The sequence below is a fragment of the Pseudomonas sp. PSKL.D1 genome, assembly GCF_028898945.1.
Lineage (GTDB): Bacteria > Pseudomonadota > Gammaproteobacteria > Pseudomonadales > Pseudomonadaceae > Aquipseudomonas.
In genome coordinates this window covers 1,834,945-1,859,526 of sequence record NZ_CP118607.1, presented here as the reverse complement: position 1 = coordinate 1,859,526, position 24,582 = coordinate 1,834,945, and the positions used below count along the sequence as shown (strand labels likewise).

The 24,582-nt window shown below is 64.9% G+C and carries 15 protein-coding genes; 11 read left to right on the top strand and 4 right to left on the bottom strand.

The features are described 5' to 3' along the window. Positions 1–52: 52 nt before the first annotated feature. A complete protein-coding gene (locus tag PVV54_RS08195; RefSeq protein WP_274909446.1) occupies positions 53–13,006 on the bottom strand; it encodes a non-ribosomal peptide synthetase in 12,954 nt (4,317 codons plus the stop codon). Between the two features lie 305 nt (positions 13,007–13,311). On the opposite strand from PVV54_RS08195, the gene PVV54_RS08190 reads away from it, so the two are divergent. Next, the gene (locus tag PVV54_RS08190) at positions 13,312–13,842 is read left to right on the top strand and encodes an RNA polymerase factor sigma-70 (protein WP_274909445.1); all 531 of its coding nucleotides are present in this window, start codon (positions 13,312–13,314) and stop codon (positions 13,840–13,842) included. Positions 13,843–13,875: 33 nt separating this feature from the next. Here PVV54_RS08190 and PVV54_RS08185 read toward each other — a convergent pair whose 3' ends face one another. Both PVV54_RS08185 and PVV54_RS08180 read right to left on the bottom strand, forming a co-directional pair. Further along, positions 13,876–14,889, bottom strand: a complete 1,014-nt coding sequence (locus PVV54_RS08185) for a GNAT family N-acetyltransferase (protein WP_274909444.1) — start codon at positions 14,887–14,889, stop codon at positions 13,876–13,878. Positions 14,890–14,953: 64 nt separating this feature from the next. Beyond that, positions 14,954–15,754 (bottom strand): substrate-binding periplasmic protein, encoded by an 801-nt coding sequence (locus tag PVV54_RS08180; RefSeq protein WP_274909443.1) that lies wholly within the window; start codon positions 15,752–15,754, stop codon positions 14,954–14,956. Between the two features lie 151 nt (positions 15,755–15,905). On the opposite strand from PVV54_RS08180, the gene PVV54_RS08175 reads away from it, so the two are divergent. Together PVV54_RS08175 and ppnP are read left to right on the top strand one after the other, a co-directional pair. Continuing rightward, positions 15,906–16,457 carry an exonuclease domain-containing protein gene (locus PVV54_RS08175; protein WP_274909442.1) on the top strand — a complete coding sequence of 184 codons (552 nt, stop codon included), beginning with the start codon at positions 15,906–15,908 and terminating at the stop codon, positions 16,455–16,457. A gap of 76 nt (positions 16,458–16,533) precedes the next feature. After that, positions 16,534–16,818: a pyrimidine/purine nucleoside phosphorylase gene (gene ppnP / locus PVV54_RS08170; protein WP_274909441.1), complete on the top strand. Its 285-nt coding sequence runs from the start codon at positions 16,534–16,536 to the stop codon at positions 16,816–16,818. A 93-nt stretch (positions 16,819–16,911) separates the two neighbouring features. Here ppnP and PVV54_RS08165 read toward each other — a convergent pair whose 3' ends face one another. Further along, complete coding sequence (locus PVV54_RS08165) at positions 16,912–17,607, bottom strand: alpha/beta family hydrolase (RefSeq protein ID WP_274909440.1); 696 nt, start codon at positions 17,605–17,607, stop codon at positions 16,912–16,914. Between the two features lie 51 nt (positions 17,608–17,658). Between PVV54_RS08165 and ccoN (PVV54_RS08160) the strand changes: the two genes are divergently transcribed. The 8 genes from ccoN (PVV54_RS08160) (at position 17,659) to ccoP (PVV54_RS08125) (ending at position 24,471) form a co-directional block, all read left to right on the top strand. Further along, complete coding sequence (ccoN, locus tag PVV54_RS08160) at positions 17,659–19,083, top strand: cytochrome-c oxidase, cbb3-type subunit I (RefSeq protein ID WP_274909439.1); 1,425 nt, start codon at positions 17,659–17,661, stop codon at positions 19,081–19,083. A 13-nt stretch (positions 19,084–19,096) separates the two neighbouring features. Beyond that, positions 19,097–19,705, top strand: coding sequence for a cytochrome-c oxidase, cbb3-type subunit II (ccoO, locus tag PVV54_RS08155; RefSeq protein WP_274909438.1), 609 nt, complete (start codon positions 19,097–19,099; stop codon positions 19,703–19,705). A 5-nt stretch (positions 19,706–19,710) separates the two neighbouring features. Then, entirely contained in the window at positions 19,711–19,905 is a 195-nt protein-coding gene (locus PVV54_RS08150) for a cbb3-type cytochrome oxidase subunit 3 (protein ID WP_274909437.1), read from the top strand. Continuing rightward, a complete protein-coding gene (ccoP, locus tag PVV54_RS08145) occupies positions 19,902–20,822 on the top strand; it encodes a cytochrome-c oxidase, cbb3-type subunit III (RefSeq protein WP_274909436.1) in 921 nt (306 codons plus the stop codon). The genes PVV54_RS08150 and ccoP (PVV54_RS08145) overlap by 4 nt, the downstream gene beginning before the upstream one ends. A gap of 424 nt (positions 20,823–21,246) precedes the next feature. Then, a complete protein-coding gene (gene ccoN, locus PVV54_RS08140) occupies positions 21,247–22,689 on the top strand; it encodes a cytochrome-c oxidase, cbb3-type subunit I (RefSeq protein ID WP_274909435.1) in 1,443 nt (480 codons plus the stop codon). Continuing rightward, positions 22,689–23,297 (top strand): cytochrome-c oxidase, cbb3-type subunit II, encoded by a 609-nt coding sequence (gene ccoO / locus PVV54_RS08135; RefSeq protein WP_274909434.1) that lies wholly within the window; start codon positions 22,689–22,691, stop codon positions 23,295–23,297. The genes ccoN (PVV54_RS08140) and ccoO (PVV54_RS08135) overlap by 1 nt, the downstream gene beginning before the upstream one ends. Before the next feature lie 5 nt (positions 23,298–23,302). Continuing rightward, positions 23,303–23,500, top strand: coding sequence for a cbb3-type cytochrome oxidase subunit 3 (locus tag PVV54_RS08130; protein ID WP_274909433.1), 198 nt, complete (start codon positions 23,303–23,305; stop codon positions 23,498–23,500). Then, positions 23,497–24,471: a cytochrome-c oxidase, cbb3-type subunit III gene (gene ccoP, locus PVV54_RS08125; RefSeq protein WP_274909432.1), complete on the top strand. Its 975-nt coding sequence runs from the start codon at positions 23,497–23,499 to the stop codon at positions 24,469–24,471. Before PVV54_RS08130 ends, ccoP (PVV54_RS08125) begins: the two co-directional genes overlap by 4 nt. The last annotated feature ends 111 nt before the right edge of the window (positions 24,472–24,582 follow it).

Sequence of the window (24,582 nt, the reverse complement as noted above, 5' to 3'; positions counted from 1 at the left end):
CACCTGTAGGAGCGGATTTATCCGCGATGGGGCGCAAAGCGCCCCCAGCGTTCTACAGCCCCTCCAGCTCCGCCATCAGGTCACTCAACCGATCCACCTTGCCCTCATCCAGCGCACTGCCCTGCAACCCGCGCACATACTCGGCTAACTCCTCCACCGTACTGCACTCGAACATCGCCCGCAGCGGCACATTCAGCTGCAACTGCTTCTGCACCCGTGAGGCAATCTGCGTAGCCAGCAGCGAGTGCCCGCCCAGTTCGAAGAAGTTGTCGTGCACCCCTACCCGCTCGGCCTTGAGCACATCGGCCCAGATACCGGCCAGGGTTTCCTCCAGCGCGTCACGCGGTGCCAGGTAGGCCTGGCTGTGCTGGCCGCCAATGTCGATGGCCGGCAGGGCCTTGCGGTCCAGCTTGCCGTTGGCGTTGTGCGGCAGGTTGTCGAACCAGCCCCAGTGCAGCGGCACCATGTACTCCGGCAATTCGGCGCGCAGGCGTTGCTTGACCTGCTCCAGCAGCACGGCATCGGCCACCACGCCCTGGTGCGCCACCAGGTAGCCGACCAGGTGCTTGCCGTTGGCGCCCTCCTGCACAGCCACGGCGGCATCACGCAGCTCGACCTGTTCGTGCAGGCGGGCTTCAATCTCGCCCAGCTCGATGCGATAACCGCGGATCTTCACCTGATGGTCAATGCGCCCGACGTACTCCAGCACCCCGTCAGGGCGGCGGCGTGCCAGGTCGCCGGTGCGGTACAGGCGTTCACCCGGTGCGCCGTGCGGGTGCGGGATGAACGCCAGTGCGGTACGCACCGGGTCGCCGACATAACCACGGCCCACGCCGGTACCGGCCACGCACAGCTCACCCACGGCGCCCAGCGGCACCAGCGTCTGGTCTTCGCCGTACAGGTACAGGCGGTTGTTATCGGTTGGCGTGCCGATCGGCAGGTAGCTGCCACGGGTCGAGGCCAGGTCGACGCGGAAGAACGCCACGTCATCCGAGCACTCCGCTGGCCCGTATGCGTTAACAAGGCCAATGTCCGGGTAGCGTTGCAGCCACTGCGCGGCCAGCTCTGGCGGCATGGCTTCGCCAGTCGGCAGCATCCAGCGCAGGCCGCTGAGCGCCTGGTGGTCGTTGGCCAGCATGCCCTGAATCAGCGACGGCACGCTCTCCAGCACGGTGATGCCTGTTGCCTGAACGTGCTGCAGCAGGCCCTGCGGGTCGTGGGCGATGGCGTTCGGCACGATCTCGACCTTGGCCCCGAACAACGGCGCGGCAAGGAACTGCCACACCGAAATGTCGAAGCTCTGCGAGGCCGTCTGGGCGATCACGTCGCGCTCGCTCAGCGCTAGGTATGGCAGCTTGCTCAGCTGGTTGTTGAGCATGCCGCGCTGCTCGACCATCACCCCCTTGGGCAGGCCGGTGGAGCCGGAGGTATAGATCACGTAGGCCAGGTTGTCCGGGCCGCTGTGAATACCCGGGTTGTGGCTGGCCACATTGCTGGCCTGGATTTCTTCCCACACCAGCAGTTGCGGCCGTGCCACGCCGGCCAGGTCGTCCAGCAATTGGCGCGCCTGCTCGGCGCAGGCCGCGCTGCACACCAGCACCGGCGTGCGGCTGAGCTCGACGATGCGCTGCAGGCGGGCGGGCGGCAAGCCCGGGTCCAGCGGCAAGTAGCCGGCGCCGGCCTTGAAGCTGCCGACGATCATGCCCAGCAGCGGCAGGCCGCGCTCGGCCAGCAAGGCAACGGGCTGGTCGATAGCCACACCCGCCGCGACCAGCGCATGGCCCAGGCGGTTGGCCGCCAGGTTCAGTCCGGCATAGTCGTAGTGCGCTTCCAGGCAACGGGCCACGGTGCGCTCAGGGTGCGCGGCCACCTGCGCCTCGAACTGGGCGATGTAGCTCTGCTCCAGCGGGTAGGTGTGCTCGGTGCGGTTGCAGTCGTCCAGCAGGAAGCGTTGCTCGTCCTCGCCCAGCAACGGCAGCGCACTTACCTCGCCATCAAAGCCCTGCACCAGCGCCAGCAGCAGGCGCTTGAACTCGGCCAGCAGGCGCTCGACAGTCGGGTAGTCGAAGTAACGCTGGTCGAACGACAGGTGCAGGCCCAGGTCGTCGCCCGGGTAGCACACCGCCGTCAGCGGGAAGTTGGTGTGGGTACGGCCCGAGTCGGAGCTGGCGTTCAGGTGCTGGGCGTGGTCGAGTACCGCGGTTTCCACCGGGGCGTTTTCGAACACGAACAGGCTGTTGAACAGCGGCTGGCCCTTGGGCAGTTCGCTGCACTCCTGAATCGCCACCAGCGGCAGATATTCGTACTCGCGCAGCTCCATGTTGCGCTCCAGCAGGCCTTGCAGCCACTGGCGCACGCTGTGGCGCTGGCCCGGTGCCGGCAACTGCACGCGCAGGGCCACACTGTTGATGAACAGGCCGACGGTGCGCTGCATCTGCGGCAGGCTCACCGGGCGCCCGGCCACGGTCACGCCAAAGGCCACGTCACGCTCGCCGCTGTAGCGGGCCAGCACCAGGGCCCATGCCGCCTGGGCAAAGGTGTTGATGGTCAGCTGGTGGGCCTGGGCCAGTTCACGCAGGCGCACGCCATCGCTCACATCAAGGCGGGTGTAGCAGTCACCCACCACCATGCCATCACCGGCGTGGTCGTTGCGCAGCGGGCGGTCGCTGGGGAGCGCCGTGGCGCGTTCGAAGCCGGCCAGGTTGGCCTGCCACCAGTTGCGCGCTTCGTTCAGATCCTGGCGCTGCAGCCAGCCAATGTAGTCGCGGTAGCGCGGCGGCACCGGCAACTGGGCCTGTCGGCCTTCGCCCAGGGCCTGGTAGATTTCGAAGAAATCGTTCATCAGCAGCGAGCGGCACCAGGCATCGATGAGGATGTGGTGGTTGCTCATCATGAACCAGTAGCGCTCATCGTCCACGCGCACCAGGCGCAGGTGGAACGGGGCCTGGTGCAGCAGTTCGAAGCCGGCCTCGCGCTCCTGCTTGTGCAGGGCTTGCAGGCGTGCTTCCTGGGCGGCCTCGTCGAGGACGCGCCAGTCCTGGTAATCCACCGGTGTGTTGCCCGGTTTGTGAATGATCTGCAGCATCGCTTCGCCGGCGTTCCAGCTGAACGAGGCGCGCAAGGCTTCGTGGCGCGCCACCACGGCCTGCCAGGCCTGGGCGAAGCGCTGCGGGTCGAGGGCGCTGTTGATGCGGTAGCGGTCCTGCATGTAATAGATGCCGGTGCCCGGCTCCAGCAGGGTATGCAGCAGCATGCCTTCCTGCATCGGCGTCATCGGGTACACGTCTTCGATCTGGGCGGCCGGGACCGGCAGCGCGTCGATCTGCTCCTGGGCCAGGTGCGCCAGCGGGAAATCCGACGGGGTGAAGCTGCCGTTGCCGTCGGCCAGGCAGTGGGCCACCACGGCCAGCAATTCCTGGCGATACGCATCGGCGAGGCGGGCAATGGTTGGCTCATTGAAGCGTTCGGTGCTGTAGGTCCAGCGCAACTGCAGCGCACCGCCATATACCTGGCCGTCGACGCTGAGCCAGTTCGGCAGCGGCGCATCCAGGTCGTGGGCCAGACCTGCCGGGGCATCCAGCGGCTGGAACAGTGCAGCGTTGTCGAACTGCTGGTCGAACTGGCCGAGGTAGTTGAAGGTAATGCGCGCCTGGGGCAGCGCGGCCATGCGTTCGCGGGTGGCGTCGTCGGCCAGGTAACGCAGCACGCCATAACCCTGGCCTTTGTGCGGCACGTGGCGCAACTGTTCCTTGATGCGCTTGATCGAGGTGGCGCGCGCCCCTTCGTCCTCGCCCGCTTGCGGGCTCAGGCGCAGTGGGTAGGCGTTGGTGAACCAGCCGACGCTGCGGGTAAGGTCCATATCCTCGAACAAACCGTCACGGCCATGGCCTTCAAGCTGCACCAGCACCTCTTCATCGCCAGCCCAGCGGCACAGAGTGCGGGCCAGGGCGGTCAGCAACAGGTCGTTGACCTGGGTGTGGTAAGCCGCCGGGGCCTGCTGCAGCAGTTGGCGGGTCTGCTCCACGTCCAGGCTGATGGCCAAGGTGTTGGCATGGCGGTGCAGGTTGCCGCCCTGCGGGTGGTCGCACGGCAGCTCAACCCGCACGCTGCCCAGCTGGCTTTGCCACCAGCCCAGCTCGTCACGCAGCGAATCGCTGCCGGCGTAGTTGACCAGGCGTGCGGCCCAGTCGGCCATGGCGTGGGTCTTGGCCGCCAGTGGCTGGCCACGGTAGAGCGCCTGCAGGTCTTCAAGCAGCACACGCCAGGACACACCGTCGACCACCAAGTGGTGAATCGCCAGCAACAGGCGCTGGGCGCCCTGCCCGTCGGTGACCAGCAACGCACGCAACAGCGGGCCTTGTTGCAGGTCGAGGCTGCGTTGTACGTCGGTGTAAAGCGCCTGGCAGTCGTCGAAATTGGCGACGGTGGCGGTCCACAGCAGTTGCTGGTCTGCAGGGGCAGCGAACTCGGCCTGCCAGCGGCCAGCGCTTTGACTGAAGCGCAGGCGCAGGCTGTCGTGATGGGTGGCCAACGCGGCCAGTGCGTGCTGCAGCGTGTCGCGCGCCAGCGGCTGGCGCGCTGCCAGCAACACGGCCTGGTTCCAGTGCTGCGGCTGCACCACGTCACTGTCGAAGAACCAGTGCTGAATCGGCGTAAGGCCGCTCTTGCCCTCCCGCGCGCCCTGCTCGATGCCGCTGTCGGCTTCGCTGCGGGTGACCACGGTGGCCAACGTCTGGATGGTCTGGTGCTGGAACAGGTCACGCGGGGTGAACTGCAAGCCCAGCTGGCGAGCGCGGCTGACCACCTGGATGGACAGGATCGAATCGCCGCCCTGCTCGAAGAAGTTGTCCTGCACGCCCACGCGGGCCACGTTCAGCACGTCGCGCCACACCTGGGCCAACTGCGTTTCCAACTCGCTGGCCGGGGCCTGGTAATGCTGGAGTGCCGCCTCCAGGTCCGGCATTGGCAGGGCACGGCGGTCGAGCTTGCCGTTGCCCATCAGCGGCAGGCTGCCCAGCAGCACCAGGTGCGCGGGCACCATGTAGTCCGGCAGGTGCTGGCGAGCATCGGCTTTCACCGCCTCGCGCAGCAGGGCCTGGGCCTCTTTGTCGGCAGCGGCCTGCTTGCACACGAGGTAGCCCACCAGCTGTTTGCCGCCGGGCAGATCCAGGGCCAGCACCACCGCTTCGTCCACATCGGCATGCTCTTGCAGGCGGCTTTCGATTTCGCCCAGTTCGATGCGGAAGCCGCGAATTTTCACTTGCTGGTCGGCGCGGCCAACGTACTCCACCAAGCCATCGGCGCGCAGGCGCACCAGGTCGCCGGTGCGGTACAGGCGCCCGCCACCCTGGCTGAACGGGTCGGCGACGAAGCGCTCGGCACTCAGGCCCGGGCGGTCGTGATAGCCCTGGGCCAGGCCGGCGCCGCCCACGTACAGCTCACCGATGCCACCCTGCGGCAGCAGGGCCAGGTCTTCGTCGAGGATGTAGGCGCTGCGGGCACCAATCACCCGGCCGATCGGCACGCTGCCGGCGTCGGCAGGCAGGGTGTCCGGTGCCAGGCAGGCCAGTGGCATCACCACCGTTTCGGTCGGGCCGTAGGCGTTGAAGAACTGCTGCGGGGCAAACGCCTGGCGAATGCGCTGCAGGTGCTCGCCGGTCAGCGCTTCGCCGCCGGTGATCACCAGGCGCACGGGCAGTTGCTCGCCCTGCCCGGCCAGGTATTGAGCCAGCTGGCTGCCGTAGCTTGGGGTAAAGCCAAGGATGCTCACCTGCTGCTCGCGCACCAGTTGGCAGATGTCCTCGGCGCCCCACTGGCCCTGGGCACGCAGCACCACGCGCGCGCCGCACAGCAGCGGCACCAGCAGCCGCTCGCTGGCGGCATCGAAGTTGATGGAATAGAAGTGCAGCTCGCAGTCGTCGCTGCGCATGCCGAAGGCGTCGATCACCGCCTGGCAGTGCATGGCGATTTCACCGTGGCTGACCACCACGCCTTTAGGCTTGCCGGTGGAGCCGGATGTGTAGATCAGGTACGCCTGGTGCTGCGGCAGGTTGAGGTTGGCCAGCGGCGCATCGCTGTAGACCGACAGCTGTGCGGCATCGTCCTCCAGGCTCCAGCGGGCCACGCCTTCGGGCAGTTCGCCGAGGGTGTCGAGCAGCGCACGCTGGCTCAGCAGCAGGCCGATGCGGCTGTCCTCGATCATGTAGCGCAGGCGGTCGAGCGGGTATTCCGGGTCCAGCGGCACGTAGGCGCCGCCGGCCTTGAGGATGGCCAGCAAGCCCACGACCATTTCCAGCGAGCGCTCCAGCGCCAGGCCCACACGCACTTGCGGGCCGACACCACGCTCGCGCAGGGCGCGGGCCAGGCGGTTGGCCTGCTGGTCGAGTTCGGCGTAGCTCAGGTGCCGGCCGGCAAAGGTCAGCGCGCCGGCCTGCGGCGTGCGGGCGGCCTGGGCGGCGAACAGGCCGTGGATCGTCTGGTCCAGGGCAAAATCATGCTCGCCTTGCAGTTGGCCGACCAGCACCTGTTGCTCGGCGTCGTCGAGCATCGGCAACTCGCACAGGCGTTGTTGCGGGTCGTTCAGCAGGCCGACCAGCAATTGCTGCCAGTGTTCGGCCATGCGGGCGATGCGCGGTTCGTCGAACAGGTCGCGGCTGTAGGTCAGGCAGCAGCCCAGGCGGCCGTCCAGGTCGGTCACTTCCAGGTACAGGTCGAACTTGGTGGCGCTGGCGTCGTTGACCAGGTAATCCACCTGCATGCCGGCCAGTTCACGGCTTTGCTGGAAGGCCCAGCGCTGCACGTTGCACATCACCTGGAACAGCGGGTTATAGGCGCTGCTGCGCGGCGGTTGCAGCGCTTCGACCAGTTGATCGAACGGCAGGTCCTGGTGCGACTGGCCTTCGATGGCCGCCTGGCGCACCTGGTCGAGCAAGGCGGCGGCGGTCATCTGCCCGTCCACCTCGCAGCGCAGCACCTGGGTGTTGAGGAAGGCGCCGATCAACCCTTCGCTTTCCGGGCGGATACGGTTGGCCACCGGCGCGCCGATGCGCAGGTCGCGCTGGCCGCTATAGCGGTGCAGCAAGGCGGCCAGGGTGGCGGTCATGGTCATGAACAAGGTCAGCCCGCGCTGGCTGTTGAAGGCATGCACACGGGCGACCAGGGCCGGGTCGAGGTCGAAGCGGAACAGTTCGCCACGGTGGCTCTGCACCGCCGGGCGTGGGCGGTCTGCAGGCAGCGACAGCACCGGGTGCTCATCGCCCAGGCGGGCCTTCCAGTAGGCGAGCTGGCGGGCGCCCTCGCCGCTTTCCAGCCATTGGCGCTGCCACACGCTGTAATCCAGATACTGCACCGGCAGTGGCGCCAGCGGTGATTCGCGGTCGTCCACGAACGCTTCGTACAACTCGCCCAGTTCGCGGGCGAAGATGTCCATGGCCCAGCCTTCGGTGACGATGTGGTGCAGGGTGAGCACAAAGAAGTGCTCGCGGTCTTCGGTTTTGGCGATGCAGGCGCGCAACAGCGGGCCGCGCTCCAGGTTGAACGGCTGGTGCGCATGGTCGTCGGCCAGTTGCTGCAGGCGTTGCTGGCGCGCGTCGGGCGCCAGGGCGCTGAAGTCTTGCCATTGCAGCTGCACCGGGCTGTGCTCGGCCACACACTGGTACGGCACGCCATCAACGGCGGGGAACGTGGTGCGCAGGGTTTCGTGGCGCACGATCAGCGCCTGCAGCGCGCGCTCGAAGGCATCCACATGCAGCGTGCCCCGCAGGCGTGCCATGCCACCGACGTTGTAGGCGGGGCTGTCCGGCTCCATCTGCCAGAGGATCCACATGCGTTGCTGCGAGTACGACAGCGGCACGGCCTGGCGGCGGTCGACGCGGGCGATTTCGCCCTGCTGGTTGTGCTCGCCGGCATCGCGAATGCGGGCAATCTGCTCGCAGAACGCGCCCAGTTCGCTGGCCTCGAACAGCACCTTCAGCGGCAGCTCCACGTTACAGGCCTGGCGGGTGCGCGACACAATCTGGGTGGCCAGCAGCGAGTGGCCGCCCAGGGCAAAGAAGTCGTCATGCAGGCCCACGCGCGGCAGGTTGAGCACCTCGCGCCAAATGGCCGCGACCTGCTGTTGCAGCGCGGTTTGCGGTGCGACGTGTTCACGCTGCTGCCAAACCGGCGCTGGCAGCGCCTTGCGGTCGACCTTGCCGCTTGGGCCAAGCGGCATGCTGGCCAGCGCGATAAGCTGGGCCGGCACCATGTAGGCCGGCAGGCGTTCAGCCAGGTTGGCCAACAGCACATCTGCCTTGGCCGGGCCGCTGAAGTAGCCGACCAGTTGCGCACCCACGGCATCCTGATGAATCAGCACCAGCGCCTGGTTAACGCCGGGCTGTTCAAGCAGGCAGGCCTGCACCTCTTCAGGCTCCACGCGGAAGCCACGCACCTTCACCTGCTGGTCGAGGCGGCCGAGGTACTCCAGCGCCTCGCCCTGCACCTGCCAGCGCGCACGGTCGCCGCTGCGGTACAGGCGCGCCCCGTCGCCGTCGGCCTGGGGCACGAAGCGTTCGGCGGTGAGGCCTGGGCGGCCCAGGTAACCACGGGCCAGGCCCGCGCCACCGAGGTACAGTTCGCCCGGCACGCCGGGGGCCGCCAGCTCCAGCGAATCATCCAGCACGCGACAGACCACGTTGCCCAGCGGGCGGCCGATGGGCGAACGCTCGCCATCGCTGGCCTGGCAGTGCCAATGGGTGACGTTGATGGCGGTTTCGGTCGGGCCGTAGCGGTTGTGCAGCTGCACCTGCGGCAGCAGGTTCAGCACGCGGTCGCGCAGGTTGGCCGACAGGGCTTCGCCGCCGGAGAACAGCCGGCGCAAGCTGGTGCAGCCTGCGGCCAGCGGTTCGTGCACGAACACCTGCAACAGCGGCGGCACGAAGTGCAGCGTGGTCACGGCGTGCTCTTGCATCAACGCGGCGATGCGTTGCGGGTCGCGGTGCTCGCCGGGGCCGGCCAGCACCAGCTTGCAGCCGGTGACCAGCGGCCAGAAGCATTCCCATACCGACACGTCGAAGCTGATCGGGGCCTTTTGCATCAGCACATCGCTGGCATCCAGCGCGTAGGTGGCCTGCATCCATTGCAGGCGCTCGGCCAGGGCTGCGTGGGTGTTGCCCACGCCTTTGGGTTGGCCGGTGGAGCCGGAGGTGTAGATCACGTAGGCCAGGTTGTCGCCGTGCAGGTGCAGGCCCGGTGCCTGGCTGGGCCAGCTGTCCAGGTGCAACTGGTCGAGGGCGATGGCGCTGACCCCGTCCACCTGCGGCAGCGTGCCCAGCTGGCTGCTGGTGCTCAGCAGCAGGCTGGCGCGGCAGTCGCGCAGCATGTAGGCCAGGCGCTCGGCCGGGTAGTCCACGTCCAGCGGTACATAGGCACCGCCGGCCTTGAGGATGGCCAACAGGCCAACCAGCAGTTGCGGCGAGCGCTCGACGGCGATGGCCACGCAGGTGTCGGGGCCGACGCCCTTGTCACGCAGGTAGTGGGCCAGGCGGTTGGCCTGCTGGTGCAATTCGGCGTAATCGAGGCTGCCGCCGGCCCAGGCCAGGGCGGTGCGCTCCGGGGTCAGGCGCGCCTGCTCGTTCAGTTGCTCTACCACCAGGCGCTGGGGCGCCGGGGCGGGTGCCTGCCCCCAGGCCAGCAGTTGTTGGCGGCTTGTTTCGTCCAGTAACTGCACATCGGCCAGGGCCAGCTGCGGCTGCGCGCTGACTTGCTCAAGCAGCGCCAGCAGGTGCTGGGCCAGGCGCTGGACGGTGCTGGCGTCGAATCGCTCGGCGGCATAGTCAAAGGCCAGGCTCAGGCGGCCCTGATGGTCTTCTTCGCTGTGCAGTTGCAGGTCGAACTTGGCTTCGCGGCTGTGCCATGGCAGTTCTTCGGCCAGCAAGCCCGGCAGGCGGCGCAGGGCCGACAGGTCGCGCTGCTGGTGGTTGAACATGACCTGGAACAGGCCTTGCTCGCGGGCCTCGGGCAGGGCTTCGAGCAGTTGCTCGAACGGCAAGTCCTGATGGGCCTGGGCGTCATGGGTGGTTTGGCGCACCTGGGCCAGCAATTGGGCGAATGGTTGACGACCGTCGAGTTGCCCGCGCAGCACCTGGGTATTGATGAAGAAGCCGACCATGCCTTGGGTTTCGTGGCGTGGGCGGTTGGCGTTGGGCACGCCCACGCGGATGTCGGTTTGGCCGGTATAGCGGTGCAGCAAGCCCTGCCAGGCGGCCAGCAGCACCATGAATACGCTGGCCTGCTGGTCGCGGGCCAGGGCGTTGATGGCTTCGGTGAGTTTGGCCGGCACTTTCAGGTTCAGGCGCCCGGCGCGGTTTTGCGGCTGGCTGGTGCGCGGGCGGTCCGGGTGCAGGTCAAGCACCGGCAGCGCGTCGCCCAGTCGGGTTTTCCAGTACTCCAACTGGCGGGCGCTTTCACCTTCGGACAGCCACTGGCGCTGCCAGTGGCCGTAATCGGCATAGCCCAGAGCCAGCGCGGGCAGGTTGGCTTCCAGGCCTTGGCAATGGGCCGCGTACAGCTTGGCGAACTCGGCCAGCAGAATGTTCAGCGACCAGCCGTCGGCGATGATGTGGTGCAGGGTTACCCACAGTTGATGGTCTTCGTCGTCCAGGCGCGCCAGGGTTACGCGCAGCAACGGGCCTTGGGCCAGGTCGAACGGTTGCCGGGCTTCGGCTTCACGGCGCGCATCCACGTCGGTTGCACTGAGGCCTTGCAGGTCCAGCCGAGCCAGCACGAATGGCTGATGCGGCAGAATGCGCTGCAGGGCCTGGCCATCTGCTTCGCTGAACACGGTGCGCAGCGCTTCATGGCGGGCGACCAGTGCCTGGAACGCAGCCTCAAGCGCGGCTTCGTCCAGCTCGCCACGCAGGTGCAGGCCGGCAGGAATGTTGTAGGCCGCCGATTGCGGCTCCAGTTGCCACAGCAGCCACAGGCGGTTTTGTGCCAGGGATTGAGGCAAGGCCTGGCCACGGTTCAGGGCACTGATGGCGGCGCTGGCCTGGCCACCTTCGGCGAGGATGGCCGCCACGGCGCTGCTGTAGTCGGCCAGGGTTGGCGCTTCGAACAGGGTGCGCAGGTTGAGGTGGATGCCCAGCTCATCGGCAAGGCGTGCAGTGGCCTGGGTGGCGGCGATGGAGTTGCCGCCCAGCAGCAGGAAGTGGTCATCGGTGGCGACCGTCTCGACATCGAGGATGTCACGCCAGATGGCAGCGATACGCTGCTGCAGGTCATCGCCCGCTGTAGCAGCCGCACGCGGCTCGGCCGCCTCAGGGAAGCGCGCATAGCAATCGAGGCTGCCATCGTTCATGCGCAAACGGCAGGCCGAACGCTGCAGCTTGCCGCTGGAGGTCTTGGGCAGCGCACCCGGGTTGAGCAACAGCACCACCGCCGGTGCCTGGCGGCAGGCGTCGGCGATGACCTGGCGCAGGGTCTTGATCAGGTCCTGGGGTTTGACGGCCTTCTGCACGTTGCGGCTGACTTCCACCGCCACGCCAATGCCCTCCTCGCCCTGATCGTCAACGGCAAACACCGCCACGCGGCCTTTGCGCAGCACGTCGACTTCACGCTCCAGGGTTTTTTCCAGGTCTTGCGGGTAAAGGTTCTGGCCCCGCACGATGAGCATGTCCTTCAGGCGGCCGGTGACGAACACTTCGCCGTCACGCATGAAGCCCAAGTCGCCGGTGCGCAGCCAGGTGTAGCCGTCCATTTCAACGAAGGTGCGCGCACTGGCTTCGGGGTTGCGCCAGTAGCCGTGGGCGATGCTCGGGCCGCCGGCCCAGATCTCGCCAACCTGATCATCGCCCAGCGCCTGCAATTGCTGAGGTTCGACAATGCGCACGGCGTGGCCCGGCTGCGGGTAGCCGCAGCTCATCAGCACGCTGCCTTTGCCGTTTTCGGCGCGGTTGGCGGCGAAGGCTTCGGCGTCCAGCTCCAGCGCGCCAATGCCCTGGCCACGGCGGCTGCCGCTGACGAACAGGGTGGCTTCGGCCAGGCCGTAGCTGGCGAAGAAGCTGCTGGCATCGAAGCCACAGGCGGCAAACTTGCCGGCGAAGGTATGCAGGCTGTCCTGGCGGATGGGTTCTGAGCCGGAATACGCCACGCGCCAGCGGCTCAGGTCGAGGCCAGCCAGGGCCGCTTCACTGACACGCTCGCTGCACAGGCGGTAGGCGAAGTCGGGGCCACCGCTGATAGTGCCGCCATACTCGCTGATGGCTTGCAGCCAGCGCAATGGCCGGGCGAGGAAGTAGCCCGGCGACATCAGCACGCACGGCACGCCACTGAAGATCGGCTGCAACAGCCCGCCGATCAGGCCCATGTCGTGGTACAGCGGCAACCAGCTGACGATCACGTCATCGGGGTTGAGGTCGATGCCGAAGCCTTGGCGGATCAATTGTTCATTGGCCACCAGGTTGCCGTGGCTGACCTGCACGCCCTTGGGCAGCGCGGTTGAACCAGAGGTGTACTGCAGGAAGGCGATGTCGTCGGCTTTGAGCGCCGGCTCGCGCCAGGTGCCGGCCAGCGCCGGGTCGAGGCTGTCCACGGCCAGCAGCTCGGGGCCGTGCTCGCTGGCCAGCGCTTCCAGGCCCTGCAGGCTTTCATGCAGTGTCGATACGGTCAGCAACAGGCGCGGTTCAGCGTCGTCGATGATCGACAGCAGACGCTCCTGATGGTGCTGGCGCGATGATTCCGGCGGGTAGGCCGGCACCGCGATCACACCGGCGTACAGGCAGCCGAAAAACGCCGCGACGTAGTCGGGGCCACTCGGGAACAGCAGTACGGCTCGGTCTCCAAACTCGGCACGGGCCTGCAAGGCGGCGGCAATGGTGCGCGCACGCGAGTCCAGGTCCCGATAGCTGAGCACGGCCTGCTCGGCGGGCGCATCGGCCAGAAAGCGCAAGGCGATGCGGTCCGGGGTCTGGGCGGCACGTTGTGCCAGGGCCTGGACCAGCGAGAGCGGGAGTTCGAAGGCGTCCGTCATGGGGTGTTCCTGCCAGTGTCTGGTTAAGTCGGGCCGGTTGCTTGCGCGGTATCGGCAAGCAACATTCGGGGGCCGGATGTACAGAGGGGAACGGATGGGCAGGAGAAGAAATTACCGACGAAGCAGCAGTGCAACGCTTACGCAACGTGAACGCCGTCACAGGCGCCGGCTTAGAACCGAAACTCATCGATACTCATTAACTTTCGTATTTGACAATCATTATCATTCTGAATAGTTTGTCGCACGTCGTAGGAAGCTTCCCAACGTTGGGTGCTCCCTCTCCTATCTGAGACAAGGTGATTTCCATGGCGGAACAACTATCCACAAGTAAGTGCGATTCACCGTTACTCCAGGCATTTGTCGACAACCGTGGCATTCTGGTAAAGATCGCGGCCCGCATTACCGGCTGCCGCTCGCGTGCCGAGGATGTGGTGCAGGACGCGTTCTTCCGGCTAAGCGCCGCGCCACAGATCACCTCGTCGTTCAAAGCCCAGCTCAGCTACCTGTTCCAGATCGTGCGCAACCTGGCCATCGACCACTACCGCAAGCAGGCGATGGAGCTCAAGTACTCCGGCAGTGAGGAAGAGGGCCTGAATGTGGTGGTGCTGAATGCGTCACCCGAGGCCATGCACATCAACCGGGCGGCGCTGGAGAACATCGCCGAGGCGTTGAACGAACTGCCCCAGCGCACGCGTTATGCCTTTGAGATGTACCGCCTGCATGGTGTGCCGCAGAAGGACATTGCCAAGGAATTGGGCGTTTCGCCGACGCTGGTCAACTTCATGATTCGGGATGCGCTGGTACATTGCCGCAAGACGGCTAATCGCCAGGTTTGAGATTGTTGGGGGCGCGAAGCGCCCCCAACAACTTCAAACCAACTTGCACCGATCGAAAAACCGCTCCCGCCCCAAAATCATCAATGCCGCCCGCTTGTGCGGGAAATCGAACTCCTTCTCGCAATGGAAGCACTGATCCTGCATGTAGCCGATCATCTTGCCGTTGTCGGCACGCGGTTCGGCCACCACCCGCTGCGTGCGCGGGTCGTCCAGGAACAGGTAGTGCACCAGCGCCGACAGCCAGCTGGCCACCTTGTGTGGCCCGCGGTGCGACTCCTCCCCCACCAGCATGTGTACGCCACGGTCGTAATCGTCGGCCGGGTAGAACGGTGCAATGCGGTCTTCCTTGGCCCAGTAGGCCTCGAAGTAGGCGAATGGCTCGTCGTCGAAACAGCCGATCAGCGTCAACGTGTGCGGGTCGGCTTCAAGTTTGGCCAGGTACTCGCGGTGCTGTGCAAGTGAGCCGCCTTCCTGCCAGAATTTTTCCACCCGTGGGTTGTTCTGCCAGCGGTTGAAGCGCTCCAGGTCGTGGTCGATTTCCAGCGTGCGCAAGGAAACCCAGCTCCCCAGGCGAGCATCGAAACGGCGGTACACCTCACCACGCGGTTTGGGCGCGCGGCGCGGGTGGCGCTTACCATTGCTCATCTGCATTTGCTGCGGGTACACGTCATTGATCGCCGCGCCCAGCCACGGCTGCGGCAACTGCCAGAACAGCGTGCGCTCGCACAGGTATACCCCCGGCTGCTCGGTGGGTAACAACAGGCCACTGGCCAGCGCATCAGCCTGTGCTTGCGGCAGGTGCCAAGCCAGGCGTTGGCGTGCGGGCTCACGCGACAACAGCCAGTAACAGGCTGCCCACAACGCCTGCTGCGGCCGCTCCGGGCACAGGCTTTCAACATGCACCTCAAGGGTATCGGCCGGCACCAGGCGCACCTGGATCAGCGGGCGGCCTTCAAGGGTCAGGCTCAGCCAGCGGTCGCCTTCATCGGCGTGCAGGTTGCGCCAACGAGGCTGTGACAGAGGCTGCGAAGCGGCATCGAACGGCATGGTCATGGCTCACGAAGAAATGAAAGAGGGGCTCACTTCTGAAACGTGGGCGCCAGTGGGGAATTTAGTCGGCCGGGGGTGTGACGGTGATCCGGTAGGGTTCGAAGATCCGCGCCAACTCGCCAGTGTCTCGCAGGTTGTGCATCAACCCGGCGAACTGCTCTGCGGTGATGGGGGCATGGGGGCGCAACAGGGCGTAATGGTGGTAGAGCTGGTCAATGCGTGGCGAGGCGATCAGCTGGCCCTTGCTTTGCGGGTTGCGCGCCAGAAAATCACTGAGGTAGGAGCGCGTGACCAGCGCAATGTCGGCGCGACCGGCCTGCACCATCAGCAGGTTGCTGTCATGGGAATACGTCAGCGTCGCGTTGTAGGCTTCGCGCAAGTAATTGGGGTCGGGGTTGAAGTGGGCGAAGGCGTAGTGGTAGCCGTTGAACAGTGCCAGGCGCTTGCCGTCCAGGTCTTCGAAATAGCGCGGGTTCTGGCCATCGCGCTTTCTGGCCACGAACACTTCGGCATCTTCCAGGCCCATGTCCACAGTCTGGTGCGGAACATTCTGCCAACCCCATTGCGGGTTTTCGAAAATGGCCATGTCGGTGCGGCCTTGCTGCAGGTCGCCAAAGCGCCGCTGAATCGACGTGGGCACCAGCACGAAGTTGTACTGATGTTGTACACGGTTCAAGGCATCGACCAGTTGCGGCAGCAGACCCGTGTCGGCGCCCTGCTCTGGGCGCACGGTATAAGGCGGAAAATGTGCGGCACCAATCTTCACGTCGATGGCATCGGCAGCCCAGGCCGGCACTGCAAGCCATGCCGTAGCGAGCAGCAACAGGGTGGTGAAGACCTTCAGGCCGGGCACAGGAGTCAAGACGGATGCTCATCACGGTTCAAACCTGGATGCACCTAAGCTAGGCGTTTTCCCGCACGGGCACAACTGCGGGTTATGCCAAAGTGCCACGGGATGCCGTGTGGCCGCAGATTGGCTACGCTGCTTGGCACGAATGTCGAGGGAGCCTGAAATGGGCCACTGGTTGGTAATCGACCTGGAAGCAACCACCGATGACGGTGGCTGGCCGGTGACGGAGATGGAAATCATAGAAATTGGCGCCAGCCTGGTGACCCGCGAAGGCCGCGAAGTGGACCACTTCCAGCGCTTCGTAAGGCCCCGGCGGCGGCCGCAGCTGACGCCGTTCTGCCGCGAGCTGACGCACATCAGCCAGGCCAGTGTCGACAGCGCGGCATCGTTCCCCGAGGTGTGGGGGCGCTTCGAGCGCTGGCTGGAACATCACCGCGGGCAATTGCAGGCGTGGGTCAGCTGGGGCGATTACGACCGCCAGCAACTGTTGCAGGACTGGCAACAGCACCAGGTGGACAGCCTGTTGCGCGAGTTGCCGCACATCAACCTCAAGCAGCGCTTCGCCAAAGCCCGCCACCTGCAGAAACCGACAGGGCTCAACGGTGCGCTGCAACTGGCCGGCATGCAGTTTTGCGGCCAGCAGCACCGGGCCCTGGAAGATGCGCGCAACACCGCCCGTTTGCTGCCTTTGACCTTGCCTGCCAACGGCGCTTGAAAGCAGATGACGGGGGCTGTGGCCTTGGGCATACTGGCCAGCCCTTTTTTCATCCTCTCAGTTCAGGAGTCGCCCTATGTTCAAGGTCAACGAGTACTTCGATGGCACCGTCAAGTCGATCGCCTTCGAAGGCACTGAAGGTCCGGCCACCGTTGGCGTCATGGCCCCGGGCGAATATGAGTTTGGCACGGCCAAGCGCGAGATCATGCACGTGGTGTCGGGCGCGCTGACCGTGAAACTGCCGGGTAGCGACAACTGGGAAACCTTCAATGCCGGTGACAAGTTCAATGTGGCCGCCGACAGCAAGTTCCAGCTGAAAGTGGCGGTAGAGACGGCTTACCTGTGCGAGTACCGTGATTAAGCGGTAGGCAGGTCCGGCCTCATCGCGGATAAATCCGCTCCTACAAGATTACGCGCACACCCTGTAGGAGCGGATTTATCCGCGAAAAATCCATCACTGTTTCACCAGGAAACTCGCCACCCGCTCAGCCGCCGCCTGCAGATGCTGCCCATGGCTGAACCCGGAAGCCTTCAACGGTTTCAGGTCATGATCCCCCGCCTCCAGCCAGCTCACCTCGATCGACGGTGACAGCGCATACCCCGCCACCGCCTCACGATTGCCCAGCGCATCGCGCTCCCCTTGAACGATCAACGTCCGGGCTTTCAACCCCGCTAAATGCTCCACCCGTGGTTTCTCCGGCTTGCCCACCGCATAGAACGGATACCCCAGGCACACCAGCGCATCCGCGCCCAATTCGTCAGCCAGCAAACTGGCCATGCGCCCGCCCATGGACTTGCCGCCAATCGCCAACGTGCCCGTGACTAAAGGTCGCACCTGCCGGTACACCTCGCGCCAGCACTCAAGCAAAACCTTCTGTGGGTTGGGTGGCCGCTTGCCGCCGGTAACCCTGCGTTCGGCCATGTAGGGGAACTCGAAGCGAACCACCCCCACCCCAAGTGCCGCCAGCCTTTGCGCGATGTCGTTCATGAAATCGCTGTCCATCGGCGCCCCTGCGCCATGGGCCAGGATCAGGGTGGCGCGGGCACCGCCCTGCCCCTGCGTGTGCGCAGGATCGCAGCGCAAGCCTGGGACATTTCCGATCTTCGCCCATTGATCCCCGTCAATACCGGCACATTGCCCATTACTCATGCTTGCCTCGCTGTACAGCCTGCCAAAATAACCGTGGATGGAAACCCATACATGAACACAACCAGCAGTACCGCCTATGACTACAAGGTGGTCCGCCAATTCGCCATCATGACGGTGGTGTGGGGAATCGTCGGGATGGGGCTCGGCGTCTTCATCGCCGCCCAGCTTGCCTGGCCCTCCCTGAACTTCGACCTCCCCTGGACCAGCTTCGGCCGCCTGCGCCCACTGCATACCAATGCGGTGATCTTCGCCTTCGGCGGCTGTGCGCTGTTTGCCACTTCCTATTATTCGGTGCAACGCACCTGCCAGACCACCCTGTTCGCGCCCAAACTGGCCGCGTTCACCTTCTGGGGCTGGCAACTGGTGATTCTGCTGGCGGCCATCACGCTGCCGCTGGGCTACACCAGTTCCAAGGAATACGCCGAGCTGGAATGGCCGATCGACATCCTGATCACCATTGTCTGGGTAGCCTACGCCATCGTGTTCTTCGGCACGCTGATCAAGCGCACCACCAAACACATCTATGTGGGCAACTGGTTCTTCGGTGCGTTCATCCTCACCGTGGCGATCCTGCACATCGTCAACAACCTGGAGCTGCCGGTCAGCCTGACCAAGTCGTATTCAGTGTACGCCGGCGCCACCGACGCCATGGTGCAGTGGTGGTACGGGCACAACGCGGTGGGCTTTTTCCTCACTGCAGGCTTCCTGGGGATGATGTACTACTACGTGCCCAAACAGGCCGAACGGCCGGTGTACTCTTATCGCCTGTCGATCGTGCACTTCTGGGCGCTGATCACCCTGTACATCTGGGCCGGCCCACACCACCTGCACTACACCGCCCTGCCCGACTGGGCGCAGTCGCTGGGCATGGTGATGTCGCTGATCCTGCTGGCACCGAGCTGGGGCGGAATGATCAACGGCATGATGACCCTGTCGGGTGCCTGGCACAAACTGCGCAGCGACCCGATCCTGCGCTTCCTCGTGGTATCGCTGGCGTTCTACGGCATGTCCACCTTCGAAGGCCCGATGATGGCCATCAAGACGGTCAATGCGTTGTCCCACTACACCGACTGGACCATCGGCCACGTACACGCCGGCGCGCTGGGTTGGGTGGCGATGATCTCGATCGGCGCCCTGTACCACACCATCCCGAAAGTGTTCGGCAAACAGCAGATGCACAGCATCGGCCTGATCAACGCCCACTTCTGGCTGGCGACCATCGGTACCGTGTTGTACATCGCCTCGATGTGGGTCAACGGCATCGCTCAAGGCCTGATGTGGCGCGCGGTCAACAGCGACGGCACGCTCACTTACTCGTTCGTGGAAACCCTGGTGGCCAGCCACCCGGGCTTCATCGTGCGCTTCGTGGGCGGCGCGATCTTCCTCAGCGGCATGTTCCTGATGGCCTGGAACACCTGGCGCACGGTACGCGCGCCAGCGCTCGACGCTGCCCCTGCGAACGCCCAGCTGGCTTGAGGAGACCTGCCTGATGAAACATGAAGTCATCGAGAAGAACGTCGGCCTGCTGGCCCTGCTGATGGTGTTTGCCGTGAGCATCGGCGGCCTGACCCAGATCGTCCCGTTGTTTTTCCAGGACGTGACCAACAAACCCGTCGAAGGCATGAAGCCCTACACCGCGCTGCAGCTGGAAGGCCGGGACATCTATATCCGCGAGGGCTGCGTGGGCTGCCACTCGCAGATGATCCGCCCGTTCCGCGCCGAAACCGAGCGCTACGGCCACTACTCGGTGGCCGGTGAAAGCGTGTGGGACCACCCGTTCCTGTGGGGTTCCAAGCGCACCGGGCCGGACCTGGCCCGCGTGGGCGGGCGCTACTCGGACGACTGGCACCGCGCGCATCTGTACAACCCGCGCAACGTGGTGCCGGAGTCGAAGATGCCGTCGTACCCGTGGCTGGTCGCCCAGCAGGTCGACAACAGCCACACCGACACCAAGATGCGCACCCTGCGCACCCTCGGCGTGCCGTACACCGACGCCGACATCGCCGGTGCCCGCGAGGCGGTCAAGGGCAAGACCGAAATGGACGCCCTGGTCGCCTACTTGCAGGTGCTCGGCACCGCCATCAAGAACAAGAGGTAAGTGCCATGGAACTGGACATCGGCATGATCCGCGGCCTGGGCACCCTGGTGGTGATGATCGCCTTCATCGGCCTCACCCTGTGGGTGTTCAACCGCCGCCGCGACCGTGACTTCGCCGAAGCGCGCCTGCTGCCCTTCGTCGACGACCGCCTGCCCCCTGCCGGGCAGGAACCTGCTGCCCCGAGGAGTACCGCACAATGACCACCTTCTGGAGTACGTACATCAGCGTACTGACCCTGGGCAGCCTGATCGGCCTGACGTGGCTGCTGCTCGGCACCCGCAAGGGCCAGAGCAACCAAACCACCGACCAGACCATGGGCCACACCTTCGACGGCATCGAGGAATACGACAACCCGCTGCCCAAGTGGTGGTTCTGGCTGTTTGTCGGCACCTTGGTGTTCGGTGTGGGTTACCTCATCCTGTACCCGGGCCTGGGCAACTGGAAAGGCGTGCTGCCGGGGTATGAAAACGGCTGGACCGGCGCCAACGAGTGGCAAAAGGAGATGGACAAGGCCGACGCCAGGTTTGGCCCGATCTTCGCCAAGTACGCCGCCATGCCGGTGGAGGAAGTGGCCAAAGACCCGCAAGCCCTGAAAATGGGTGGCCGCCTGTTCGCCTCCAACTGCTCGGTATGCCACGGCTCGGATGCCAAGGGCGCCTACGGCTTCCCCAACCTGACCGACAAGGACTGGCGCTGGGGTGGCGAGCCGGAGACTATCAAGGCCTCGATCATGAACGGCCGCCACGGCGTGATGCCGGCCTGGGCCGAGGTGATCGGCGAGCAAGGGGTGGCGGATGTGGCCGGCTATGTGCTGACCAACCTTGATGGCCGCAGCCTGCCGGAAGGGGCCAACGCTGACGTGGCCAAGGGCAAGGAAATCTTTGCCGCCAACTGCGTGGCCTGCCACGGGCCTGAAGGCAACGGCACCCCGGCCATGGGCGCGCCGAACCTGAACCATCCGCAAGCGTTCATCTACGGGTCGAGTTTTGCCCAGTTGCAGCAGACCATCCGTTATGGCCGCCAGGGGCAGATGCCGGCCCAGGCGGAGATTCAAGGCAACGACAAGGTGCATTTGCTGGCGGCTTATGTGTATAGCTTGTCGCAGGCTGCCGAGTAAGCAGGCTTGGCCTCTCGCGGATAAATCCGCTCCTACAGGGAGATACGCTCCCCTGTAGGAGCGGCTTCAGCCGCGATGCGCCGCACAGCGGCGCCCTCCCCCCTCCTTGCCCCCCCCCCCCGAACAGAACTAAGCTTGTTGCCACAGTAGCCTTCGCTCCGAAAAGACCGAGGCAACCGCGGCGCACAGCCTGACGCCGCCTTAAAAAAGCTTGACCGATCGATCAGAAAAAGGCGAAAAACGGTACACATTACAAATATTTATTTGTGTACAATTGCCCAGACCCAAACGCCGCGGGACACCGGCCAGAGGGCCTGGACACGGGTCGGCGCATGTCGTCTTGCGTTGCCTTAACCCTGGTGGTTATCGATACTGGCGCCGATTTTTCAACCAACAAGAACACCAAAACCGTGGAACCTTAGCAATGAGCACAGCAATCAGTCCGACTGCTTATAACTACAAGGTCGTCCGCCAGTTCGCCATCATGACGGTGGTCTGGGGGATCCTTGGCATGGGCCTCGGCGTCTTCATCGCCTCGCAGCTGGTGTGGCCGCAACTGAACCTGGACCTGCCCTGGACCAGCTTCGGCCGCCTGCGCCCGCTGCACACCAACCTGGTCATCTTCGCCTTCGGCGGCTGTGCGTTGTTCGCCACCAGCTACTACGTGGTGCAACGAACCTGCCAGACGCGGCTGATCTCCGACAGCATGGCCGCCTTCACCTTCTGGGGCTGGCAGGCGGTTATCGTCGGCGCGCTGGTCACCCTGCCGATGGGCTACACCACCACCAAGGAATACGCCGAGCTGGAATGGCCGATCGCGATCCTGCTGGCCATCGTCTGGGTTACCTACGGGCTGGTGTTCTTCGGCACCATCGTCAAACGCAAGACCAAGCACATCTATGTGGGCAACTGGTTCTACGGCGCCTTCATCGTGGTCACCGCGATGCTGCACATCGTCAACCACATCTCGCTGCCGGTGAGCCTGTTCAAGTCGTACTCGGCCTACGCCGGCGCCACCGACGCGATGATCCAGTGGTGGTACGGCCACAATGCGGTGGGCTTTTTCCTCACCACCGGCTTCCTGGGCATGATGTACTACTTCGTACCCAAGCAGGCTGAGCGGCCGATCTACTCGTATCGCTTGTCGATCGTGCACTTCTGGGCACTGATCACCCTGTACATCTGGGCCGGCCCGCACCACCTGCACTACACCGCCCTGCCCGACTGGGCACAGTCACTGGGCATGGTGATGTCGATCATCCTGCTGGCGCCAAGCTGGGGCGGCATGATCAACGGCATGATGACCCTGTCGGGCGCCTGGCACAAACTGCGCACCGACCCGATCCTGCGCTTTTTGGTTGTATCGCTGGCGTTCTACGGCATGTCCACCTTCGAAGGCCCGATGATGGCCATCAAAACCGTGAACTCGCTGTCGCACTACACCGACTGGACCATCGGCCACGTACATGCCGGCGCCCTGGGCTGGGTGGCGATGATTTCGATCGGCGCGGTTTACCACATGATCCCGAAACTCTACGGCCGCGAGCAGATGCACAGCATCGGCCTGATCAACGCGCACTTCTGGCTGGCCACCATCGGTACGGTGCTGTACATCGCCTCGATGTGGGTGAACGGCATCACCCAAGGCCTGATGTGGCGCGCCATCAACGATGACGGCACCCTCACGTACTCCTTCGTCGAAGCCCTGCAGGCCAGCCACCCGGGTTACATCGTCCGGGCATTGGGCGGCGCGTTCTTCGCCTCCGGCATGTTGCTGATGGCCTACAACGTGTTCCGTACCGTACGCGCCGCCAACCCGGCGCAGGCTGAAGAAGCCGCCAAGATCGTCGTCGTGGGAGCGCACTGATGAAGCATGAAGCCGTCGAGAAGAACATAGGCCTGCTGGCCTTCTTCATGGTCATCGCCGTGAGCGTTGGTGGCCTGACCCAGATCGTCCCGCTGTTTTTCCAGGACGTGACCAACAAACCGGTCGAAGGCATGAAGCCACGCACCGCGCTGGAAGTCGAAGGCCGCGACGTCTACATCCGCGAAGGCTGCGTGGGCTGCCACTCGCAGATGATCCGCCCGTTCCGTGCCGAAACCGAGCGCTACGGCCACTATTCGGTAGCCGGTGAAAGCGTGTGGGACCACCCGTTCCTGTGGGGGTCCAAGCGGACTGGCCCGGACCTGGCCCGTGTGGGCGGGCGCTACTCGGATGACTGGCACCGCGCGCACCTGTACAACCCGCGCAACGTGGTGCCGGAGTCGAAGATGCCGGCGTACCCGTGGCTGGTCGAGAACAAACTCGACGGCAAGGACACCGCGAAAAAGCTGGAAGTGCTGCGTACCTTGGGCACGCCCTACACCGACGCCGACATCGCCGGCGCCCGCGACGCAGTCAAGGGCAAGACCGAAATGGACGCACTGGTCGCGTACCTGCAAGGTCTTGGCACCATCATCAAAAGCAAACGGTGAGGCTGATGGATATCGGGATGATTCGCGGCCTGGGCACCGTCGTGGTGATGGTGGCCTTCGTGGGCCTGGCGCTGTGGGTGTTCAACCCCCGGCGTAAAAAGGACTTCGACGAGGCAACTCAACTGCCCTTCGCGGATGACCCCGAGGCCAGCCGGCACGTCGAGCAAGCGCAAGCAAAAGCTTCTGGGAGCAAACAACAATGACAACCTTCTGGAGTCTGTACGTTACCGTCCTGACCCTGGGCACCATCTTTTCGCTGACCTGGCTGCTGCTGTCCACCCGCCGTGGGCAGCGCGAAGAGGTCACCGACGAAATCGTCGGGCATGCCTTCGATGGCATCGAGGAGTACGACAACCCGCTGCCCAAATGGTGGTTCTGGCTGTTCGTCGGCACCATCATCTTTGCCCTGGGCTACCTGGTGCTGTACCCGGGCCTGGGCAACTGGAAAGGCATCCTGCCGGGCTATTCGTACCTGGACACCGACAAGAAAACCGAGTTTTCCAACGGCCAGCCCGGCTGGACCGGCGTGCACGAGTGGGAAAAGGAAATGGCCAAGGCCGATGCCCGTTTCGGGCCGATCTTCGCCAAGTTCGCCGCCATGCCTATCGAAGAAGTGGCCAAAGACCCGCAGGCCCTGAAAATGGGCGCCCGGTTGTTCGCCTCCAACTGCTCGGTGTGCCACGGCTCCGATGCCAAGGGCGCCTACGGCTTCCCCAACCTGACCGACAGCGACTGGCGCTGGGGCGGCGAGCCGGAAACCATCAAGACCACCATCATGGGCGGGCGCCATGGCGTGATGCCGGGCTGGGCCACGGTGATCGGTGAACAGGGCGTGGCCGATGTGGCGGCGTTCGTGATCACCAAGCTCGATGGCCGCACCTTGCCTGAAGATGCCAAGGCTGACCCTGAGGCCGGGCAGAAGATCTTCGCCACCAACTGCGTGGCCTGCCACGGGCCGGAAGGCAAAGGCACCCCTGCCATGGGCGCACCGAACCTGACCCACCCACAGGCGTTCATCTACGGGTCGAGCTTTGCCCAGTTGCAGCAGACCATCCGTTACGGCCGCCAGGGGCAGATGCCGGCGCAGGAGCAGTTGCAGGGGAATGACAAGGTGCATTTGCTGGCGGCTTATGTGTATAGCCTGTCGCAGCAGGAGCCTGCCAAGGCGGAGTAAGCATCGCGGATAAATCCGCTCCTACAGGGACCGTTGTAGGAGCGGATTCATCCGCGATGAGGCCAGCAAAACCAACACACCATGACCTGCATCAATTGACACCGGCCATAT